The sequence below is a fragment of the Micromonospora foliorum genome, assembly GCF_022229015.1.
Taxonomy (GTDB): Bacteria; Actinomycetota; Actinomycetes; order Mycobacteriales; family Micromonosporaceae; genus Micromonospora; species Micromonospora foliorum.
Genome location: NZ_JAKKFF010000020.1, coordinates 1 through 20,607, shown reverse-complemented (window position 1 = coordinate 20,607; position 20,607 = coordinate 1). Strand labels below are relative to the sequence as shown.

Below are 20,607 nucleotides of genomic sequence, written 5' to 3'. Positions count from 1 at the left end.
GTCGGCGCGGGCCTGGGCGCCGCTGCGGGCGGCTGCGGCGGGGACGATCGCGGCGACCGGGCGGGGATCGCCGTCGCGGGTGACGACGGTGACCGCGTCGGTCAGCTCGGCCAGCGCGACGAGCTGGCTGAACCGGGTGCGCGCCTCACGCAGCGGCACGGAACGCGGCGGGTCGGAATGAGGGGTGAGCGCGGGGACGGCCATGGATGCATGGTGCCGCGCGGGTATGACAACTATTCGCGGTCGTCAGTGGACGGTGCGTGGCGCGGCGGTCCATTCATCGGCCAGCACCGACCAGATCTCCAGGTCGATCCGACCGTGTGGACCCGGGCTGACCTGGCGTAGAGTGCCGTCGAGGCGCAGGCCGAGCCGGCTGGCGAGGGCCTTGCTGCGGGTGTTGTCGGCGTTGGTACGCCACTCCACCCGCTGGATGCCACGCTCGCGCACCGCCCAGTCGACGATCCGGCGCACCGCCGGGGCGACCATGCCCTTGCCCTGGGCCGCCGGCTCCACCCAGCAACCGACCTCGCAGACGCCTCGGGCCACGTCGAACGACACGAACATGACCCCACCGACAAGCGTGCCCCGCCACCACAGTCCCCAGATGCCGCCGCTGTCGCTGGCCCACAGGTCGGCGTACCGCCGCAGCACCGCGCGGGCCGACGGCAGGTCGGTGGCGACGAAGGACGGCGACACCCAGGGCTGGATGTGCGCGCGGGCCCGATCGAGGTGGGCGAGGAACTCCTCGGCCCGCCACGGGTCCAGCGGACGCAGCTCGACCTCCTCGGTCAGCGGCAGGGCGAACACCGGGCCTCCACTCAATGCGCTCCGAACGTCGGTAGCAGGCTCGCACACGCGCCTCGGTCGAGGCACGGCCGCCCTCGCGCTCACGCCGGCAGGTGGGTCTGTAGCGCGGCGAACTGGGCCACGGTCAGGTAGGACGGGTTGGCGGCCTGCGGCTGCCGGAACACCTCCAGGGCGGTGAGTCGGTCATCGGCGCGCAACCGCAGCCGGGACACCCGGTCCTGTTCGGCGAGGATGGGCAGATCCATCGGCACCGACCACGGCTGCCCCGGTGCGCCTGGCTCGGCCGCCCCGGTGACCCGTCCGACGCCCCACACCCCGTACGGCAGTCGGCCCCGGCTGCCGCTGGCCCAGAAGACCACCGGCTGCCCGGCGCGCATCAACCGCGCCCGGTAACCCGGACGCACGCACCAGCTCGTCACCAGGGGCTCGCGGGCGAACCGGGCGGCGAGGTCGACCAGGTCCGCGTTGCCCTTGATCAGCCAGGCGCCGAGGTCGTCGAGGCGTACCCGTGGCTCGGTCATGGCGTACCTGTTGCCCGCCGACGACAGGTCCAATCAGATGATCATGTGGGTCCAGTAGCTGAGCCAGAGCACGAACAGCACGCCCTGCACCACGGCGAGCGTCGCGGTCAACCACACGTCGACGCTGGCGTGCCGGGCCCAGCGGGCCAGCACCAACGCCACGGGGAACGCGGCGAGCAGATAGCGCAGCAGGCTCTTGTACACCGGTGGGCCCATCGACAGGGGCACCAGCACCATGAGGACGCCGTACACCAGGTAGGCCAGCTCCCGGCGGCGGAACCCGGCGGCCAGGACGGCCAGGACGGCCACGGCGAACCACACCCGGGCGGCGTCGCGCGGCTCCCCGGTCAGCCCGTTCAGCAGCACCGGAACGGGGTTCTGCACCTTGATCCCCCAGCCGGTCTGCTGGGCGTGCTGGTAGGCGAACCAGTCCCCACCCCGCCACCGGCAGTACGCCATGAAGGTGAACCACCCGGCGGGCAGCAGCAGCAACGGCCACCCGATCCGGAGGTAGCCGAGCAGGGCGCGCGGCCCGAGCCGCCAGTCGTGCTGCCGGAGCAGCACCAGGGCCAGCGGCAGCGCCACGAGCAGGCCGACGGAGCGACTCATGGCCAGGAAGTAGCCGAGCACGCCGACCAGCAGCCACCGGTGTCGCTCGGCGTAGTAGAAGGCGGCCAACGCGAGGCAGACGAAAAGCGACTCGGTCAGCGCGGCCTGGAACAGGAACGCGGTCGGCAGCAGCACCAGGTACCGGGTGAACCGGCGGGCCGCGTGCGCGTCGCCGAGCAGCAGCTCCGCCAGCCGGTAGCCGTACCAGAGCGCCAACAGGAACGCGACGTTGCTGATCAAGAGCAGGGCGAGGGCGTTGTCACCGCCGAGCAGCGCGCCGAGGGGCCGGGCCAGGAACGGGTACAGCAGGGGGAAGCCGAAGTCTCGCCACGGCCCGCTCAGGGGCAGCTCGCTCAGCCGCAGGTAGAGCAGCGAGTCCCAGGCGAACCAGAAGGAGATCCACCGCTGCCCGGAGACGTCTCGCTGTTGTGCCCACATCAACGCCTCGTCCGGCGGCGGGGCCCCGGGGACGCCGTCCCAGGCGTGCAGGACCAGGAGCCCGAGCAGGGTGAGCAGCAGCTTCGCGCCGAGGAACAGCCCGATGACGTACGGCCAGGGCGCCGGCACCCGGCGGGCCAGGCGCGCTCCGCCGCGGCCTGCCGCGACCGCCCGGTCGGCCAGCGCCGCCGCGCCGCTCCGCCATCGGTCCATCCGTCTCGCCTCCCCGCTCCCCCGGTCCGCCGGCCGCGCGGGGAGTCGCTCTTCTCGTGGTACGCCGTCGCGCGCCCCGCCGAAGCGAGGACCAGCTACCACCAAGTGTGACATTCTGCGCAGAACGGGTAGACGCCGCTCCTCAACCATGGCGGTGAACAGGGAGCGCGTCAGCATGAGCGAGCAAAACGGGACGGTGATCATCGGTGCGGGGCCGGCCGGGCTCACCGCGGCGTACGAGTTGCTCCGGCACGGCCGGTCGGTCCAGGTGTTCGAGGCCGACGAGGTGGTCGGCGGGATCAGTCGCACCGTCGAGCGCGACGGGTGGCGGTTCGACATCGGCGGGCACCGGTTCTTCACGAAGGTGCCCCGGGTGGAGGCGTTCTGGCACGAGATCCTGCCGGACGAGGACTTCCTGACCCGGCCCCGGATGAGCCGCATCTTCTACCGGGGCGCCCTGTTCAACTACCCGCTCAGCGCCATGAACGCGCTGCGCAACCTGGGTCTGCCGGAGGCCGCCCGCTGCCTCGGCTCGTACGCGCGGGCCCGGCTGCGGCCACCACGGGACCAGTCACACTTCGAGGGCTGGGTGTCGGCCCGGTTCGGCTGGCGGCTGTACTCGATCTTCTTCAAGACGTACACCGAGAAGGTCTGGGGGATGCCGGCGGACCGGTTGCAGGCCGACTGGGCGGCGCAGCGGATCAAGAACCTGTCGCTGGCCACGGCGATCCGCAACGCGGTGCTGCCCCGGCGTCGACGCACCGACGTGACCAGCCTGATCGAGGAGTTCCAGTACCCGAAGTACGGGCCCGGAATGATGTGGGAGCGCTGCGCCGAGCAGGTCCGCGAGCGGGGCGGGCAGCTGTCCACCGGCAGCTGGGTCACCGCCGTGCACCGCGACCCGGCCCGCCGGCGGGCGACAAGCGTGACGGTCAACGGCGTGGGCGGGCAGCGTACCGAGGCGGCCGACCATGTGATCTCGTCCATGCCGATCTCGGAACTGGTGGCCGCACTCAACCCGCCGGCGCCGCCGGAGGTGCTGGCCTGCGCGGCCGACCTGCGCTACCGCGACTTCCTGACGGTCGCCCTGGTCGTGCCGGCGGAGTTCTCGTTCCCGGACAACTGGATCTACGTGCACGACCCGGGAGTGCGGGTGGGTCGGATCCAGAACTTCGGCTCCTGGTCGCCGTACCTCGTCAAGGACGGCCGCACCTGCCTGGGCCTGGAGTACTTCGTGTTCGAGGACGACGAGATGTGGCGTACCCCGGACGCCGACCTGGTGGCCCTCGGCACCGCGGAGCTGGAGCGGTTGGGGTTGGTTCGGCCGGGCGTGGTGGAGGCCGGCTACGTCGTGCGCATGCCCAAGGCCTACCCGGTGTACGACGAGCGCTACCAGCACAACGTGGAGGTGATCCGGGCCTGGCTGGCCGAGGCGGTGCCGAACGTGCACCCGGTGGGCCGCAACGGCATGCACCGCTACAACAACCAGGACCACTCGATGCTCACCGCGATGCTCACCGCCGAGAACATCGCCACCGGGAGTACGCACGACGTCTGGTCGGTCAACGTGGAGCGGGACTACCACGAGGAATCTTCCGGCGGTGACGGCCGGCGGGGCACCGGCCGGGACGCGCCGGTGGTGCCCAGCCGGATCGTCGCGCCGCCGATCACCGCGCCGGAGGGGTCGGACGACCGAGCTTCTGTCGCAGCTCCCCCGTCTCACGCATGAAGCCGAGCACGATCTCGCGGAACGAGTCGACGGACAGGTCGACGGCGGACTGGAACTTCGCGTAGGCCAGGTCGATGTCGGATCGCTCGCGATCCTTGTCCCAACCGATCGGATTCGGCGTCTGGAACTGCTTGCAGGCCGCCAGCAGCGCGCGGCCCTGCTGGAAGTTCACCGACGGCACGTTCCAGACGGTCCCGGCCATGATTCGCACCCCGTCCAACAGGACGAGTGCGGCCGTGAGCCGCTCAAGTCCCTCGGTCGGCGACAGCGTGTGTGAGCGGACGAACATCGCCCCGAGCGCGACGAGCAGTCCCACATCCGTGAAGTCGTGCAGGAACCTGTCGACAAGCGGCGCGCTCTCCGGCCCGACGGCGGTCGCGATCTCGCCCCGGATGGTGTGCATGTCGGTGGCGAGCCGGGAGAAGCTCCCCACCCGCGCGATGGTGTGGGCCAGCTTGCCGTAACCCTCCGACAGGGTGCCGTGCAGTTCGAGCCGGGCCAGGGCGCAGACGATCGACGCGGAGAAGTCGGTGGACTCGTGGAGTTCGGCTCGCGCCGCCGCCGCCACGAGCTCATCGCGGGCGCACTCCCCCGCCGCGTAGGCCTGTGACAGCGATTCGCACGCGCCCACGGCGGCCCGCATGCGCAACAGCGGATCGCCGAGGGCCAGGCTGTAGGCGTCGAGGTAGGCGGCCGCCGCCGTGGTGAACTGCCGCCGGTGCCGGTGGTGGGCCGCGAGCAGGTGTGCCATGCGAGGGTTGGACGGAAAGGCCCGCCGCCCGCGGGCCAGGATCTCGTCGACCGCGCGCAGGTCGAGGGGAGTGTGCGCCACGATGGCGAGCGCCGTCTGGAGCTGTAGCTCGTTGTGCGCTTCCCGCTCGACCGCTTCGACGGAGTCGCCGCATCGTTTCGCCAGGGCGGTGAGTCTCCTCCGGCGTACCTCACCGAGCTGTTCGAGCACGCCCAGCTTGTGCGGGATCGGGCGGTTCAGCCAGCGCTCGTCGGACACCCGCGCCTGCCTCAGGAGGGAACCCGCGATCGCCCACTCGGTGCGTAGCAACTGGTACTCGATCTCCACGATGAGCGGAGTGACCTGCGTGTTGCTTTTCCGCCACCGACGGTAGGCCCGCTTGATCGGTGCGAGTTGACTCTCCGCGGAGCGGTGCGCGGGCAGGTCGGAGTCGACCGCGTTGTCACCCTGTCGGGTCACCTTCAGCGTGGGGTCGGCGACGAGCAGACTCAGGAACGCGTCGGCGGTCGGAGCGTTCTCCACGGTCCACGTCAGCAGCTCCCGCGCGAGCTGTAGTCGCCCAGGTTCTCCGGTGCGGCGGCTCCGCTCCAGCCGATGGAGCCGCCTCTGCTGCCTCGCGATGGCCAGCAGGGGGCGGCTGTCCCCAGCCAGAGCGAGCGACTTGAGCAGCTCCACGTGCAGCGTGAGCGCCCGCAGCGCACGGGTGAGGAAGACCTCCGCGAGCGACTGGTCACCACTGAAGTCACCGGCGCGACCGATCAGCGAGACGTACATCGTCCACGTGCCGGGGTCGGCCAGGAAGGAACGGTCGTCCTCCAACTGGGACAGGCACCACTCACCGACGGCGCGGAGGCCGTCCGGGGCGGGCAACGGCCGGACGGTGACCGCGCGCAGCACGTCGTGCAGCACGATCCGCACGTCGGCACGTCCGGACAGGTCCTCGTCGTCGACGACGCCGCCCATCCATGCTCCGAGCGCGGCGCCGACGGTGTCGTCCGTGCCGACCCCCAGCCACCACGCCAGCACGAGCACCTGGGCGTCCTGCACCTGCTCGAAGTGGCTCCCCGTTTCGAGGATGCGGTTGACCGTACGCACCCCGCCGATCTCGGTGAACGTGCGACTGGCGGCGGCCACGTCGCCCGCGTGGATCTGGCTGCGCCAGAGCCGCAGGCGGACCCGCATCGACGGGCCGCGCTCGCTGCCCCGGCCTTCGAGTTCGACGATCTGCTGGTAGAGCGACTCCACCCACTCGGGTCTCATCGATCGGCTGGACACCCGATGCGCGATGTCCTGCATCGCGAGCCCCTGTTCGGAGGTCAACGCGTCCACCTCGAAGACGAACGGGGCGGTGCCCGGCCATTCGTCGAGCCCGATGGCGTCGGCGCTGAACGCTCCGGCGGCCAGTTCCCGGCGTGTCGCAGCGGGGGCGCGAATGCCGAGTGGGTCGCGAGCGGAGGTCAGTACCTGCTGTTCGAGGTACTCCCCGGTGAGCGCCGGCACGTCGTGGGAGCCCTCCTCGTCAAGGCCGGCTGCGACGGCGGCGGTCGTCAGCCCGGGGTCGCCGAGGGCCACGACCGGGTCGTCCAGGAACGCTGCGGTCGGGTCGAAGATGGGCAGGTCGAACCGCTCGGACAGGGCGATGGCGAGGTCGACCGCGTCGTCGTCCTCGTCCCGTCCGCAGGCCGCCAGGATCTCACCCGGAAGAAGGCAGCGCGGGTCGACGAGCTCCAGCGCGCTCTCGGCCTCCTCCCGGGACACTCGGCCACGGGTGGCGCGCGCGATCAGCGCCGCCGCGTCCCTACGGCCGATCGGTCCCACCTCGACCGAGGTGGAGAGTCCGACGCAGGCCAGCTCGTCGCCAAGGTCCCGTCCGACGAGGACGACCGCGGCGTTCATCCGTTCGGCGGCCTTCATCAACGCCGCGAGGTCCGCGTCGGCTGCGGCGTCGACGCCCTGGTGCTGAAGGTCGATGACGAGCCGGCCCCCGCGCAGGTCGCGCATGATCGTCCAGCAGGCCAGCGCCAGCGTCTCCTCGTCGGAGCGGCTCCCGAACGGGTCCTGCGGGATGTTCACCCCGAGCACCGGGAGGACGATCCCCACCACGGGGTGCTGCGCGGGGACCGGCGGCGCCAACGCCGCGTCCACGTACGCCGTGTCGCCGGCGGGGACATGCGCGAGGCGCACCCAGACGCCGGTCAGCGCGGACTTGCCGGCGAGTGCGTCACCGACGACGAGGCGGTGGCGGGGACCGTCGCGCGAGTCCAGCGCGGCGATCTCCTCCTCCCGGCCGATGAGTTCCACCAGCTCCGAGGGCGCGTCGCCGCGGATCAGACTGCGCGGAGGCCAGGTGAGCCCGCTGGCGGCGTGCCTGATCTGCATCCGGCGGTCGTCGGTGTCCAGGCCCAGCGAGGTTCGGATCGGTACGATCTCCGTACCCAGCAGGGCGTGTCCGCCCAGGTCCGTCTGCCGCCCGCGCGTGACGCGGACCATGCCGACCAGCCGGCCGTCCTCGCGGTCGAGCACCGGTGCACCGCTGTAGCCCCGCTGGATCTGCCCCGACCGGAGCTTGAGCCAGGCGATCCCGTCGTCCTCGACGAGCCCTTCGTTGACGACCAACGTCGTCTCGGCGCGCCGGTCGACGCAGCTGACGACCACATACTCGGCGGCGAGAGCGGGGGGACGGGTGTCCGGGATGAACCAGAACTCGTCCGCTTCTTCGACGGTCAGCAGGCAGAGGTCGCGTTGCTTGTCCCAGACGAGGACGGTCGCCGGCTCGTCGACCGCGTCGGCGGACCGGCCGATGCGGCGGATCTTCACCGGGGCGGTCCGGTCCAGCCCGTGCGTGGCCGTGGCGATCGCCCGCGGACCGATCATGAAGCCGGTCTGCTTCACGGACCCCTGGTGAACGCCGACCAGCCCCGCCCACAGATGCCGGCCGGCCTCGACGTCACTCATCTCAGCCGGCGAGGTCCTTCCAGGCCAGTTTCAACTCCACCGCTCCTTCGGCCTTCCCGTCGACGAGGAGCGCCACCGCCTTGCCGTTGGTGATCGAGAAGCCGACGCGCATGGTGACCTCGATGTCCGTCGGGGCGGCCTTGCGGGCGTGCTCCACCAACTCCTCGGCCACCTTCGCCACCTGTTGCGCCACGTCGCTGAGCTTGATTTTGAGCGCTTGAAAGGAAACCTCTTCCTCGGAATCGATTTCCATCGCCAGCGCGGCAAACGTCGTCTCGTCCTTCAATTCAAGCGCTATCAGGTCGCCCTGCATAAGCCCGCTCTCCTCGGTGAGGCGCTGATCAATCCATTTCGCAGCGATTGTTCCATCGGTACAGTGTGGACACCCTGGGCCGGTCAGCCCCTATGGCCTCACACTCCTGGGCGTCCCGAACCCTAGCGCTCCTCTGCCAGGGAAATGCCCGTCGACCGAGGCGTCTATCGGATCATCGACACTCTGCGGGATGACGCTCAACGCGGCAGGTGCGTGCAGTGGGCCACGGTGGCGTCGTCCGGGGCCTGCGCATCGGCGCCACCGGCGGTCTGCGTCTCGGCCTGCCGGACGCGGCGCACCCGACCAGCGGAACCGGCACGCACAGACTGACATCTGGCGCTGTCGACATGCGTGGCCATAATCGTTGCATGACGACGGTCGTGCACCCTGAATCCGGTCTCCCGAAGGCCACCCTCACGGATCAGGACCTGATGGAGACGTCGTGGGACTACTGCCGAATTCACGCGTTCGCCGTCACCGACGACGAGGGCCCACCCGAGGACCTGACCCCGGAGGAGTTCCAGGAGCAGGATGACCTCGACCCCACCGCGCCGTCGGCGCTGCGGCTGCATCTCGATATTGACTACATCGTGCGCCGCGTCGACTCAGGGCCCATGCGGGACGTTCTCTTCTGGGTGGCACCGGCCACGCTGATTTTCGACAGCGTCTGGGACATCGTCGGCAGCCTCAACTCCGTATGCCTGCCGTTCGAGCTGAAGAACCTGCGTCAGGAGTCCCGCCCACACCTGCCGGAGCCCTACTGGCACCTTGAGGGGCGCGACATGGACCTGAGGTTCCAGGCGTCGGGTTACACCCTGCACCTGCGCCAACCCCCGCGCTACGGCAACCGGGTGCTCCGGATGGCCGAGCGGGGTGGCATCAACTTCGACCCGAAGCCGTTTGCCTGACCGGGGGCCGGTCGTGGCACCAGTCGCTCTCCGCCGACGTGTGCGGACCACCCGTCCCGCCGAGCCCGGCACCCCTGCCGATGAGGCCGCGGCCGAGGATCCCTCTGGGTCACCGCCGGCCCCGGGGCCGCACAACCGGTCAGGGCTTGCGGGCCACCGCGCCGTAGATGGAGGCGTCGGCCAGGGGCGGGCGCTGCTCCGGCGGCGTCAGCGGCCGCCACTCGGTAACCGGGGCGATGCCCGGTTCGGCCAGCTCCAGACCGGTGAAGAAGCGGGCGAATTCGGCGCGGTCGCGGGGTACGGCATCCTGCTTCATTCGGCCGGCGGCGAACTCGGCCTCCATCCGCCTGACGATCTCGGCGGGGATGTGGTCGGTGGTGAAGTGGGTCAGCGCCAGCCAACTGACCGACGGCAGCGCGTCGAGCAGGCGTGCGACCTGCTCGTGTGGGCGGTCGTCGTCGGTGAGGAAGTGCGTCACGGCGATCAGCACCAGAGCCACCGGTTGGGACAGGTCCAGAGTGGCGTGCAGCTGCGGGTCGGCGAGGATCTTCTCCGGGTCGCGTAGGTCGGCGTCCAGGTAGGCGGTGGCGCCGGCCGGGTCGCTGGTCAGCAGCGCTCGGGCGTGGACCAGCACCATCGGGTCGTTGTCGACGTAGACCACCCGGGAATCGGGGGCGACGGACTGGGCCACCTCGTGGGTGTTGTCGGCGCTGGGGATGCCGGTGCCGATGTCGAGGAACTGCCGGACGCCGACCTCCTCGGCGAGGAACCGGACCGCCCGGCCGAGGAAGGCCCGGTTCTCCCGGGCGAGCGTGCGCACCCCTGGGTAGACGGCCGCGATCTGGTCGCCGGACTCCCGGTCGACGGCGAAGTTGTCCTTTCCGCCGAGCCAGTAGTTGTAGCGGCGAGCCGGATGCACCGTCGTGGTGTCGATCCGGTCGGCTCCTCGGCCCTCGGACAGTTTCGACGTCGACGGCACTGTCACGAGACCTCCCCAGGTCGACGGAACACGCCGCGTCCGCAGGGTCACGGCACGTATCCAGAGGACATCGTAAGCCGTACCCCGGGGCTCGTGGGGGCCACCGACGCGCGGCGCCGTCGGGGCGGGAAACCGCTTACCAGAGGGCTATTGACGGTCGTAACTGGCTGTCAGTACCGTGGTGCGGGCAGCGAGAAAGCGCTTTCCGCACCCTCACCGTCCGACAGGGAGCGCCCCCATGCCCCGACACCTCCGTGCGTTCTGCCTGATCCTGCTCGCCATCGCCACCGTGGTGAGCACCACCACCGCCCTGCCCGCCGAGGCCGCCCCGCGCTTCCGAGTGCTGGTGTTCTCCAAGATCACCAACTTCTACCACGACTCGATCCCGGCCGGTATCGCCGCGATCCAGCAGCTCGGCACCGCCCACAACTTCGAGGTGGTCGCCACCACCGACGCGGCGGCCTTCACCGACGCCAACCTCGCGACCTTCGACGTTCTCGTGTTCAACAACACCAACAGCCTCCCGACCTCGGGTGACCTGCTCAACGCCAGCCAGCGGGCCGCGTTGCAGACGTTCATCCGCAACGGCGGTGGTTGGGCCGGCCTGCACGCCGCGTCGGCCAGCGAACGCGACTGGCCCTGGTACGAGGGCCTGGTCGGCACGATCTTCGACTACCACCCGGACTTCTCCGCCACCGGTGGCACCTTCCCCGGCCGGGTCAAGGTGCTCGACCGGGCGCACCCCTCGACGCGCAACCTGCCGGAGCTCTGGGAGCAGAGCGAGGAGTGGTACAACTGGCGGACGAACCCGACCGGCAACGTGCACACCCTCGCCCAGATCAAGGTGCGCGACGGGATCAACGGCCTGGACGAGGGTGTCGACCACGCGTACTCCTGGTGTCAGCGCTACGACGGCGGCCGGTCCTGGTTCACCGCCGGCGGGCACGCCAGCTCCCAGTTCAGCACGCCGACGTTCCTGGAGCACCTGCGCTACGGCATCGAGTGGGCGGCCGGCGCGGTCGCCGGTGACTGCTCGGCCACCAAGACCAGCAACTTCGAACGGGTGGGGCTGGTCACCGAGAACCTGGCCGACCCCTTCGAGCTGGCCGTCGGCCCGGACCGGAAGGTCTACTACATCCAGCGCACCGGCGCGCTGAAGGTGGTCAACTCCGACACCCTCCAGGTCACCACGCTGCTGGACTTCGCGTACACCTCGGCGATGACCGACCAGTCCGACGGGCTGCTCGGGATGACCCTGGACCGCAACTTCGCCAGCAACGGCTGGATCTACCTGCTCTGGTCGGACAAGACCCTCAAACAGCTCAACCTGTCCCGGTTCACGGTCGCCAACAACAGCGTCGCGCTCTCCTCGGAGAAACGCCTGCTGGCCGTCCCCACCTATCGGGGCGAGGGCCGGGCCAACTCGCACATGGGCGGGTCACTGGCCATGGACGCGGCCGGACGGCTCTACGCGGCGATCGGTGACAACACCGACCCGTTCGCCTCCAGCGGCTACACCCCGATCGACGAACGCGCCGGCCGCGCGGCCTGGGACGCCCAGGGCACCGCCGGCAACACCAACGACCTGCGCGGCAAGATCCTGCGAATCACCCCACAAGCCGACGGTACGTACACCGTGCCGACCGGCAACCTCTTCCCCGCCGGCACCGCGAGGACCCGGCCGGAGATCTACGCGATGGGCATGCGCAACCCGTTCCGGATCACCGTCGAGCCGCAGACCAACGCGGTGCTGGTCGCCGACTACGGCCCGGACGCCCGCGCCGCCGACCCCAACCGTGGTCCCGAGGGGACTGTCGAGTTCAACCGGATCACCAGCGCCGGCAACTTCGGCTGGCCGTACTGCGTGGGCAACAACATCCCGTTCAACGACTACAACTTCGCCACCAACACCTCGGGGGCGAAGTTCAACTGCGCGGCACCGGTGAACAACTCGCCCAACAACACCGGCCTGACCACCCTGCCGGCGGCGAAGTCGGCGCTGGTCTGGTACGCGTACTCCGCCTCCACCCAGTTTCCCGAGCTGGGCACCGGCGGTGGCGGGCCGATGAGCGGCCCGGTCTACGACTACGACCCGGCCAACACCCGCACGACGAAGTTCCCCGAGTACTTCGAGGGCAAGTGGATCACCTATGAGTTGACCCGCCGGTGGTTCAAGACGCTCTCCATCCACAAGACGGCGCAGACCTTCAGCAACGCGCGCTTCGGCCCGACCGCGGTGGGTGACCTTCAGTCGATCAACGGGATCTTCGACAACATGAGCTGGATCCAGCCCTTCGAGGCGGAGTTCGGGCCGGACGGTTCGCTCTACGTCATCGACTTCGGTGAGGGCACCGGCAGCGGTCGCGGTGGCAGCAACGCCGGCGCGGGCATCTACCGGATCGACTACGTCGCCAACGGGCGGCCACCGACCGCGAAGATCGCCGCCACCCCGGACAGCGGACGTACACCGCTCGCGGTCACGTTCTCCTCCGCCGGGTCGTCCGCCGGTGACGGGTCGGCGCTCAGCTACGCCTGGGACTTCACCAACGACGGCAGCACCGACTCCACCGCCGCCAACCCGAGCTTCACCTACTCGACGGCCGGCAAGCACACCGCCCGGCTGACCGTACGCAACAGCGGCAACGGGTTGACCGCCACCGCGGTCACCGACGTGGTGGTCGGCAACACCCGACCGACGGTGACCATCAGCGTGCCCGACGGCGGGTTCTTCGACTTCGGCGACAAGATCCCGTACACGGTGACGGTCACCGACCCGGAGGAGACCACCATCGACTGCGCCAAGGTGACGGTGCAGACGCAGCTCGGCCACGACTCGCACGCCCACCCGCTGGACGTCTACACCGGCTGCTCCGGGCTGCTCGCCACCGAGGCGGACGCCGGTGACGGCCACGGGCCGGGGCAGAACCTCTACACCCTGATCACCGCGCAGTACACCGACGGCGGCGCGGCCGGCGGCGTACCGGCGCTGACCGGCTCGACCCGCGTCCAGCTGCAGCCCAAGAGCAAGGAGGCCGAGCACTTCAGCGCCCAGTCCGGCGTCACGGTCAACGACCGGGCCACCGCCCGCGCCGGCAAGCGGCTCGGCGAGGTCGACCACAACGACTGGGTGGCGTTCGGGCCGGCGGACCTGCGCAACGTCGGCTCGGTGACGCTCGGGGTGACCAACGGCGGGCTCGGCGGCACCATCGAACTGCGGACCGGCTCGCCCACCGGCACGCTGATCGGCACGGCCACCATCGGGTCGACCGGCGGCTGGGACAACCTCGTCTCCCCCACCGTCACGTTGACCAACAAACCCGCCGGCACGACCACCCTGTACGCGAGGTTCGTCAACGCCGCCCAGGTCGGCGGCACCCCGGACCTGCTCTCCCTGGACTGGCTGCGGTTCAACGGTGCCGGGGTCAAGCAGGAACCGGGCGGGACGCTGTCCCTGGCCGCCAACCCGACCGGTGGCACCGCGCCCCTGACCACCACGCTCACCGCCACGGCGACGGCGCCGTCCGGGCAGAGCATCACCGACTACGCGTGGGACTTCGGCGACAACAGCGCCATCACGCACGGGGCCACGCTCCGGTCGACCACCCACGCCTACCCCCGCAAGGGGACCTTCACCGCCCGGGTGACGGTCACCTACACCAGCGGGGAGACCCGCTCGCTCAACCTGACCATCACGGTCACCTGACCGTCGGGCGGCGGGCGGGGTCCACCCCGCCCGCCGCCGCTCGGCAGGGCGCGCCGCGTCGCAGCCGCGCGCTCAGTGGAAGGTGACCTCGGCCTCGGACAGGAGCTTCTGCATGTTGGCGCCGTGGGCGGCGGCCTGGTCGTGCAGGCGGGCGGCGGGCCCTTGGCCCCACAGGCGGGCGGCCAACTGCTGGTACTCCGGAAGCTTGGGCATCTTGCTGTCCAGGCGGAACAGGATGGCCAGCGGGCGGCGGCGCCACCAGCGGCTGATCCAGTCGACCGGCTGCGTCACCAGCAGGGCGCCGTAGCTGGTCGGCAACGTCGGGGCGGCGGCCACCTTGACCGCCTTCTCCGTCAGGTTGAGCATCTCGGTCACGGAGACCGCCTCGCGTCGCGGGCCGCTCGCCTCCTCCAGCAGGGTTCGGTAGCGGGCCAGCAGTTTGCGGCGCTCGCGGATCGTGTCGGCGGCCTGCAACTCGGCCTTGAAGTCACCGAAGTAGCGGCGGTAACCGCCGAACTCGTCTCGGACGCGGAGCAACTGCTCGGGAATGTCCTTGAGGCAGGACGCGCGGGACAGCACGAGCGCGGCGATCGGCGGGATCGGGATCGTCGACATGGCCGTCCACTCGGCGACCACGTCACCCCCGGTGAGCGGCTCCTCGAGCGATTCGGCGATCTTGTCGTACAGCTGGCGCGGCAGCGACCGGTAGGTCTTCTGCAGGGTGCCGGCGACGAACGGCACGCGGTCGAAGTCGGGAAAGTAGTCGAGGCCGTGCGCGGCGGCCACGACCAGGTAGCCGTTGCCCCGGTACATCCGGTCCTTGACCGAGGCGTCACCTGCACTGGCGTAGCCGCCGAGCCCGTCGACCTGGGCGAGGAGATTGTTCAGGCCGGTGGTGTAGTCCAGGCCGGCCACCGCGCCGGTCTCGCCGGCCGCGGACGGGTCGTCGCCGTTGCCGTCGGTGACCCGCTTCGCGAGCTCGTCGGGCAGTCGCAGCGCGACCCGGCGGAGTTCGTCGGGCGACAGAGTCGGAGCAAACGTTCGGTACAGCCCCTCGCGAGCGAGCCGGCTGCTGAGGCCACTGACGTACTCGCCCGAGGCGCCCAATGCCTCCATGCGGTCGAGGAGAACCGCCGCCTCGCAGAGCGAGCAGAGATCGAGGAACCTGGGGAGGGTCAGTGCCTCCGGCCGGGACAGGACACCACTGGCGTTGGCCATCAGCGTCTGCGTCACCAGCGCCACATTCTGTTCGTTCCCGGCCACGGCGTCCATTCTAGGATCGACCCATGATGCTGGGATCGACGGGCGTCGAGGTGACCGAGTTCGCCGGAACAGATCTCCGCGCCGTACGCGATCTGGTGGCGGGCGGCCAGATCGTCCTGCTCCGCGACGAGGTGCCCGTCGACCGTAAGACGGATCAGTGGCCGCGGGACATCGTCGAGTCGGTCGGCGAGTGCGCCGCGGTGCCGCTGTCCGGTCTGACCGGCGAGGGCGGGCCGCGCTATCCGCTGGTGATCGGGCAACGCGAGAGCATCCGTTACCTGTGCTCCTATGCCGACCGGGTGCCGCCGCCACCATTTCCGTACGAGGCCCGGCCGGTGGTGACCGACTACCGCGAGTTCCGGGATCTGTGGGTGGCCGAGCCGGGCCGGTTCACGCCGGACACGGACGGCTACGCCATCGGCCACACGCTGGCGCGCCTGCACTCCCTCAAGATCCTGCATGGCGACGCGCATCGCGGCAACTGGTTGTTCGACCACGAGGGCCGGGCGCTGGTGGCCGACCCGAGGCCGGTCTTTCTCCACTGCCCGCCGAGCCCGGAGCAGTGCGCGACCGACATTCGCCCGCTGCTGCCCGCCCTGGACTCGAACGGCTGGATCAGCTTCCGGCTCAGCTACCGCACGACCTGGCCGGAGGAGGGCCGGGTGATCGACCTGATCCAGCTCACCGATCTGACCGGCTGGGCTGCCGCGTTCCGTACCCGGGACTACGAGCGCGCCGCCGAACTGATGAGCCGCCAGCTCATCGGCGAGTGCACCCCGATCGTGCGCGTCATGCTGCTCGCCAACCGGGCGATGGCGCGCAGCCGCACCGGCCGCCACGACGACGCGTTGCGGGACGTCGTCGACGCCGCCCAGTTGGCGAAGGAGCGCAGCCCGCATGTGGCCAACGGACTAGGGATCGCCTTGGCCGTCGTGCTCTCTGACCAGGGCGACCGGGCGGCGGCACTGGACACGCTGTCGAGGGTGACCGGGCAGCCCGAGCAGTTGCTCGCCCGGCTGGAGCCGGGCGAGGCGCAGCTCCCGATCATGAACATGTGAACCAACGATGGCTGTCGTACCTGTGTGTGAGGCTTCGGGGCATGGCGACCTTCGTTCTGATCCACGGCGGTGGGGGCAGCGCCTGGGACTGGCATCTCCTTGTCCCCGAGCTGACCAGCCGCGGCCACGACGTGGTCGTACCGGAACTGCCGATCGAGGACAGCTCCGCGGGGTTCGCCGAGTTCTGCCAGACGGTCGTCGACGCGATCGGCGACCGGAGAGACCTCGTGGTCGTCGGGCACTCGTACGGTGGGTTCACCGCGCCGCTGGTTGCCGACAAGCTGCCGGTGCGGCTGCTCGTCCTGCTCACACCGATGGTCCCCAAGCCCGGTGAGAGGCCCGGTGACTGGTGGGCCAACACCGGCTACCGCGGCGCCGAGGGGCTCAGCGAGGAGCAGCAGTTCTACAACGGTGTCCCGGCCGAGGTCGTCGCGGAGGCAGCGGCACACAGCCGCGACCAGGTCAGCGCGGAGGGCGACGAGCCGTGGCCCCTGGACGCCTGGCCGGACGCGCCGACGACGGTGCTCCTCGCACGCGAGGACCGGTTCTTCCCGGCGGACTTCCAGCGCCGGGTTGCCGCCGACCGGCTCGGCGTCGTCCCGGACGAAATTGACGGCGGCCACTCGGTGCCGCTCAGCCACCCGAAGCAACTCGCCGACCGCCTCACCGCGTACCTGCTGTCCTGAAAGCGGGACCACAGCCGTCACAATCCGGATCCCTGGGCGCCTCAGGGAGAGGAAAGATGGTTGCCTGAGAGCGACCTCGCGGCGGCAGAGCCGGGTGTCTGCGCCCGCCCTCGAGCGGGAGCGAGCGTGTCCTGTCCCTGTGCTCTAATCCCGTCATGCATGTCGTCGTCTGCGGCGCACTCGTGGAGAACGGCCGAGTCCTGCTGGTACACCGCAGCCCAACCCGCCGGGCATACCCAGATCTCTGGGATCTGCCCGGGGGGCACGTCGAAGCGGGTGAGTCAGAACTACAAGCCCTCGCGCGTGAGATGCACGAGGAGCTAGGGGTTCACATTGTGCCGGAGTCCTCGTCACGGTTGGGTGACCTGCGTGCCGGCAGCGGCGAGAACGCCGTCCACGTGGGCGTCTGGCACATCGGAGACTGGGTCGGCTCTCCCACCAACCGTGCACCTGACGAGCATGACGACATCGCATGGGTCGGGATCAGCGAGCTGGGCGGCCTTCCCCTCGTGTTCGGCGTCCTGCCGGCGCTGCTTGGTTCCCTGCCTGAGCCCGACGGGTTGCCTCGTCGCGACGAAGCACGGACAACCGCATCCCCGAGCGGCCCGTAGATCCGACGCTGCTCGGCACCTCCGTCCGGTTGAATCCCCCGCATCCGATCATCCGCGTCACCTGATCAAGTATCTTCTGCAGGTTTGATACGCAGGTTCAGCAGCATGTCCTCGAAGGTCTGAGGTCCGAATCGCGCCGCCACTATGTGCACCGGCGCACACACCATGTCCAGCGTCACCCCGCCCACAGGGCGCCTCTCGACGCCGGTCACCACCAGAGTCGTTCCCCGCACGGTGACGTCCTCGATGGTGACGTCGTAGCCCAGGACAGCGCGGGTCCCTACCGAGAGCATGATGACTGTCTCACGTGCGAGGTCCACCAGCGGCGGTGGCGGGACAGGCTGCGGTCCAGCATTGATCGATGCCCAGTGCTGCGCCCACAACCCCGATCGGCGAATCAGGAACAGGCCGCACCCTGATGCGGTGCCAGCCCTGGCCTGCCCGTGGTACAGGGTGCGGAAGTTCCCGGCGCGTCCGGAAGGTCTGCTCACCCGCTGACCCTACCGGTGGCATGGCTGCGCATCGGGCCGGTGGTTGCGGGCGTGGGGCGGTGCACGTCGGCACCGCCCCACGCCGATTGAACGGTTACTGCCAGGAACTCTGTTGGGTGTAGACGAGGTTGCCGGGGACCACCGTGCCGTTGGTGCGGTACTCGGTGTACGCCCAGAAGTCACCCTCGGCCAGCGGCTTGTTCGGCTTCAGCGTGAAGTTGACGCTCTGACCGCGTTGCGAGGTGGAGGGCAGCGTGAGGGTGGCACCGGAATACGTGGCGTTGCGGCCGATGATGGCGTGGCTCAGCTCGAAGTCGACGACCGGGCCACCGGGGTACTGTGCGAACACGTAGGCGCTGTAGCGCCCCGGCTCGGGCAGGAACTTGTACGCCTGCTCGGCGCTGGTCCAGAACCTGTCACTGCTGTAGACGAGGGTGTCGCCCTTGTACAGGTAGAGATCGAGGTTGGTGTTCGGATCGGCGGTGTTGGCCTCGACGATGATGCCTGCGGTGTTCGCCGGCACGGTGAAGTCGACCTTCTTCACTCCGGTGGCGCTCGGGTCGAACACGCCGCCGTAGACGCCGGCCGGCATCGAGTACGACGTGCGCCGGATCGGGGTGTAACCGGTGCTGCGACCGGCGAGCGGCCCGGTGAAGCCCGGCTGGACCATGCCGAAGGCACCGTTGGTCATCCGGCCGAACTCCTCCCCGTCGTCACCGTACGGTCGGGGCGTGATGCCCCACGGACGGGCGGCGACCGGGATCCGGCCGCTGTGGGCCTTGCCGCTCCAGGTGATCGACCCGGTCACGTACCGGTCCCACGGCGCGCTGCCTCGACGCAGCGTGATGGTGACCGTCGCAGACCGGCCGGGCGCCAGCGTCACCGACGCCGGCGACACGGTGACCTTCATACCGGGCAGGCCGGACACCGACGAACGGTAGGTCTCCCGCGCCTTGCCCACGTTGGTCAGGGTGCGGGTGAGGGTCACCGGACCGGTCCCGTCGTACTCGCGCAACGAGATGGCCGGCAGGTTGAGCGCCTTGCCGTCGGGTTCGGCCGTCTCGCTGAACTCGATCAGGTCCGCCGCCGTGGGTTCGATGACCAGTCCCGGGTCGGTGGCCCGGGGCAGGTTGATGAATCCGCTGCCCTGGTCCAGGGGGCTGCTGGTGCCGACGGTGTCGGTGGCGGTGGTGCGCAGCGCCGAGGCGACCGCGCCGGGTGACCAGTCCGGGTGCGTGGCGCGCAGGATCGCCGCAGCGCCGGCCACGTACGGCGAGGCCATCGAGGTGCCGGAGTACGCGTCGTACTGTCGCCCGAAGTTGCCCGCCGGCGAGACCGCGGCGATGATGTTCGACCCGGGCGCGACCAGGTCCGGCTTCAGGACGCCGGGGGCCACCTTGTCCGGGCCGGTGGAGGAGAAGTCCGCCACGCTGGGTATGCCCGGAACGCTGGAGCCGTCGCCGCCGGTGCGTAACGACACCGTCGCGTCGGCGGGGTGGCGCATCAGGTAGTTGAACAGCGTGCCGGCCTGCTTCTCGGTCGGCAGGTAGACCACCGGGAAGTTGAAGATGGAGTTGATCCGGTAGTTGCCGACCGGGTCGAACACCACCATCGCCGCCCCGCCCTTGGCCTTGATCTCGGCCGCGGAACCGAACAGGTCGGACAGCGCGCAGGCGACCACCTTGCCCTTGATCTTGGCAGGGTCCAGGCTGCCGGGCTCGCAGTAGACCGCGCCCAGCTCTGGCGAGCCGGCCTGATCACCGAAGACCATCGGCCGTGCGCCGCCGCCGGGCAGGGCGTCCAGCGAGCCGCCGACCAGCTTCGTACCGTCGCCCAGCTTGGCGGTGGCCTCGTCGAGCTTGGTCACCGCCGCGCCGACAGTGGTCACCCACGGCGCCGCGTTGCTGATCGCTCCACTCACGATGCCGGTGTTGCCGGCTGACGCCGCCACGAAGACCCCGGCCAGCGAGGCGTTGAGGAACGCGACGCCGATGGGGGTGTTGGCCTCCCAGTCGCCGAGATCCGACCCGATCGAGAAGTTCAGTACCTGCACGCCGTCGGCGACGGCCGCGTCGATGCCGGCGATGATGTCGGCGTCGAAGCCCATGCCGCCCCAGAGCACCTTGTAGACGGCGATCTGGGCGTCCGGCGCCACCCCGGAGACCGGGCCGAAGCCGCGACCGTCGATGGTGACGTTCGACAGCGGCAGACCGGCCGCCGTGGACGCGGTGTGCGTGCCGTGCCCGGCCATGTCCCGGGGAGAGAGCACCTCACCCTCGGGCACGGAGCCTCCGCCGGCGAGCCAGGTGTCGGCGAAGTAGCGGGCGCCGACGATCTTGCCGTTGCAGTGTTCGGCCACGAAGGCCACACCGGTCTGGCAGGTGCCGTGCCAGGTCGCGGGGGCGGGCATCTTCTTGGCGAACGACGCGCTCTCCGGCCAGATGCCGGTGTCCAGGACGCCGATCACCGTGCCCGCGCCCGTGCCGGGGCCGGGCTTGGCCGGCCGGCCGCCGAGGTCCGTCGCCGCCGACCGGTCCGCGCCACGCGGGGTGGCGGGCGTCGGGTTGGCAGC

The 20,607-nt window shown here is 70.2% G+C and carries 16 protein-coding genes; 6 read left to right on the top strand and 10 right to left on the bottom strand.

The window, feature by feature from the left end; genetic code table 11:
* From PSH25_RS02200 to PSH25_RS02185, 4 genes are all read right to left on the bottom strand, one after another.
* The coding region (locus PSH25_RS02200) for a type II toxin-antitoxin system prevent-host-death family antitoxin (protein ID WP_146754640.1) at positions 1-204 on the bottom strand (204 nt) is incomplete at its 3' end.
* Positions 205-246: 42 nt separating this feature from the next.
* Positions 247-807 (bottom strand): GNAT family N-acetyltransferase, encoded by a 561-nt coding sequence (locus tag PSH25_RS02195; protein ID WP_238657351.1) that lies wholly within the window; start codon positions 805-807, stop codon positions 247-249.
* Positions 808-887: 80 nt separating this feature from the next.
* Complete coding sequence (locus PSH25_RS02190; RefSeq protein WP_238657350.1) at positions 888-1,361, bottom strand: hypothetical protein; 474 nt, start codon at positions 1,359-1,361, stop codon at positions 888-890.
* Positions 1,362-2,588 carry a hypothetical protein gene (locus PSH25_RS02185; protein ID WP_238657349.1) on the bottom strand — a complete coding sequence of 409 codons (1,227 nt, stop codon included), beginning with the start codon at positions 2,586-2,588 and terminating at the stop codon, positions 1,362-1,364. It abuts the gene before it with no gap.
* Positions 2,589-2,763: 175 nt separating this feature from the next.
* On the opposite strand from PSH25_RS02185, the gene PSH25_RS02180 reads away from it, so the two are divergent.
* Positions 2,764-4,317 (top strand): NAD(P)/FAD-dependent oxidoreductase, encoded by a 1,554-nt coding sequence (locus PSH25_RS02180; protein ID WP_238657348.1) that lies wholly within the window; start codon positions 2,764-2,766, stop codon positions 4,315-4,317.
* On the opposite strand, the gene PSH25_RS02175 is transcribed toward PSH25_RS02180, so the two are convergent.
* Complete coding sequence (locus tag PSH25_RS02175) at positions 4,256-8,023, bottom strand: S1 family peptidase (protein WP_238657347.1); 3,768 nt, start codon at positions 8,021-8,023, stop codon at positions 4,256-4,258. The genes PSH25_RS02180 and PSH25_RS02175 overlap by 62 nt on opposite strands.
* A 1-nt stretch (position 8,024) precedes the next feature.
* Entirely contained in the window at positions 8,025-8,336 is a 312-nt protein-coding gene (locus PSH25_RS02170; protein ID WP_238657346.1) for a CU044_2847 family protein, read from the bottom strand.
* Between the two features lie 368 nt (positions 8,337-8,704).
* On the opposite strand from PSH25_RS02170, the gene PSH25_RS02165 reads away from it, so the two are divergent.
* Positions 8,705-9,244: a hypothetical protein gene (locus PSH25_RS02165; RefSeq protein ID WP_238657345.1), complete on the top strand. Its 540-nt coding sequence runs from the start codon at positions 8,705-8,707 to the stop codon at positions 9,242-9,244.
* 139 nt (positions 9,245-9,383) lie between these two features.
* On the opposite strand, the gene PSH25_RS02160 is transcribed toward PSH25_RS02165, so the two are convergent.
* Entirely contained in the window at positions 9,384-10,229 is an 846-nt protein-coding gene (locus PSH25_RS02160) for an SAM-dependent methyltransferase (protein ID WP_238657344.1), read from the bottom strand.
* A 232-nt stretch (positions 10,230-10,461) separates the two neighbouring features.
* On the opposite strand from PSH25_RS02160, the gene PSH25_RS02155 reads away from it, so the two are divergent.
* Entirely contained in the window at positions 10,462-13,926 is a 3,465-nt protein-coding gene (locus tag PSH25_RS02155) for a ThuA domain-containing protein (RefSeq protein WP_238657343.1), read from the top strand.
* A gap of 72 nt (positions 13,927-13,998) precedes the next feature.
* Here PSH25_RS02155 and PSH25_RS02150 read toward each other — a convergent pair whose 3' ends face one another.
* The gene (locus PSH25_RS02150; RefSeq protein WP_238657342.1) at positions 13,999-15,189 is read right to left on the bottom strand and encodes a hypothetical protein; all 1,191 of its coding nucleotides are present in this window, start codon (positions 15,187-15,189) and stop codon (positions 13,999-14,001) included.
* 23 nt (positions 15,190-15,212) lie between these two features.
* On the opposite strand from PSH25_RS02150, the gene PSH25_RS02145 reads away from it, so the two are divergent.
* From PSH25_RS02145 to PSH25_RS02135, 3 genes are all read left to right on the top strand, one after another.
* Positions 15,213-16,247 (top strand): protein kinase family protein, encoded by a 1,035-nt coding sequence (locus PSH25_RS02145; RefSeq protein ID WP_238657341.1) that lies wholly within the window; start codon positions 15,213-15,215, stop codon positions 16,245-16,247.
* Positions 16,248-16,288: 41 nt separating this feature from the next.
* Positions 16,289-16,933: an alpha/beta fold hydrolase gene (locus PSH25_RS02140; protein ID WP_238657340.1), complete on the top strand. Its 645-nt coding sequence runs from the start codon at positions 16,289-16,291 to the stop codon at positions 16,931-16,933.
* Between the two features lie 155 nt (positions 16,934-17,088).
* A complete protein-coding gene (locus PSH25_RS02135; protein WP_238657339.1) occupies positions 17,089-17,544 on the top strand; it encodes an NUDIX domain-containing protein in 456 nt (151 codons plus the stop codon).
* Between the two features lie 65 nt (positions 17,545-17,609).
* Here PSH25_RS02135 and PSH25_RS02130 read toward each other — a convergent pair whose 3' ends face one another.
* Both PSH25_RS02130 and PSH25_RS33525 read right to left on the bottom strand, forming a co-directional pair.
* Positions 17,610-18,035 (bottom strand): hypothetical protein, encoded by a 426-nt coding sequence (locus PSH25_RS02130; protein WP_238657338.1) that lies wholly within the window; start codon positions 18,033-18,035, stop codon positions 17,610-17,612.
* A 94-nt stretch (positions 18,036-18,129) separates the two neighbouring features.
* On the bottom strand, positions 18,130-20,607 hold a 2,478-nt coding region (locus PSH25_RS33525; RefSeq protein WP_274526881.1), incomplete at its 5' end, for a S8 family serine peptidase.

What these genes read in the sequence shown, in the direction of transcription:
- PSH25_RS02185 (WP_238657349.1), bottom strand. Translation starts at nt 2,588, where the DNA reads ATGGACCGATGGCGGAGCGGCGCGGCGGCGCTGGCCGACCGGGCGGTC.
- PSH25_RS02180 (WP_238657348.1), top strand. Translation starts at nt 2,764, where the DNA reads ATGAGCGAGCAAAACGGGACGGTGATCATCGGTGCGGGGCCGGCCGGG.
- PSH25_RS02175 (WP_238657347.1), bottom strand. Translation starts at nt 8,023, where the DNA reads ATGAGTGACGTCGAGGCCGGCCGGCATCTGTGGGCGGGGCTGGTCGGC.
- PSH25_RS02170 (WP_238657346.1), bottom strand. Translation starts at nt 8,336, where the DNA reads ATGCAGGGCGACCTGATAGCGCTTGAATTGAAGGACGAGACGACGTTT.
- PSH25_RS02165 (WP_238657345.1), top strand. Translation starts at nt 8,705, where the DNA reads ATGACGACGGTCGTGCACCCTGAATCCGGTCTCCCGAAGGCCACCCTC.
- PSH25_RS02155 (WP_238657343.1), top strand. Translation starts at nt 10,462, where the DNA reads ATGCCCCGACACCTCCGTGCGTTCTGCCTGATCCTGCTCGCCATCGCC.
- PSH25_RS02145 (WP_238657341.1), top strand. Translation starts at nt 15,213, where the DNA reads ATGATGCTGGGATCGACGGGCGTCGAGGTGACCGAGTTCGCCGGAACA.
- PSH25_RS02140 (WP_238657340.1), top strand. Translation starts at nt 16,289, where the DNA reads ATGGCGACCTTCGTTCTGATCCACGGCGGTGGGGGCAGCGCCTGGGAC.
- PSH25_RS02135 (WP_238657339.1), top strand. Translation starts at nt 17,089, where the DNA reads ATGCATGTCGTCGTCTGCGGCGCACTCGTGGAGAACGGCCGAGTCCTG.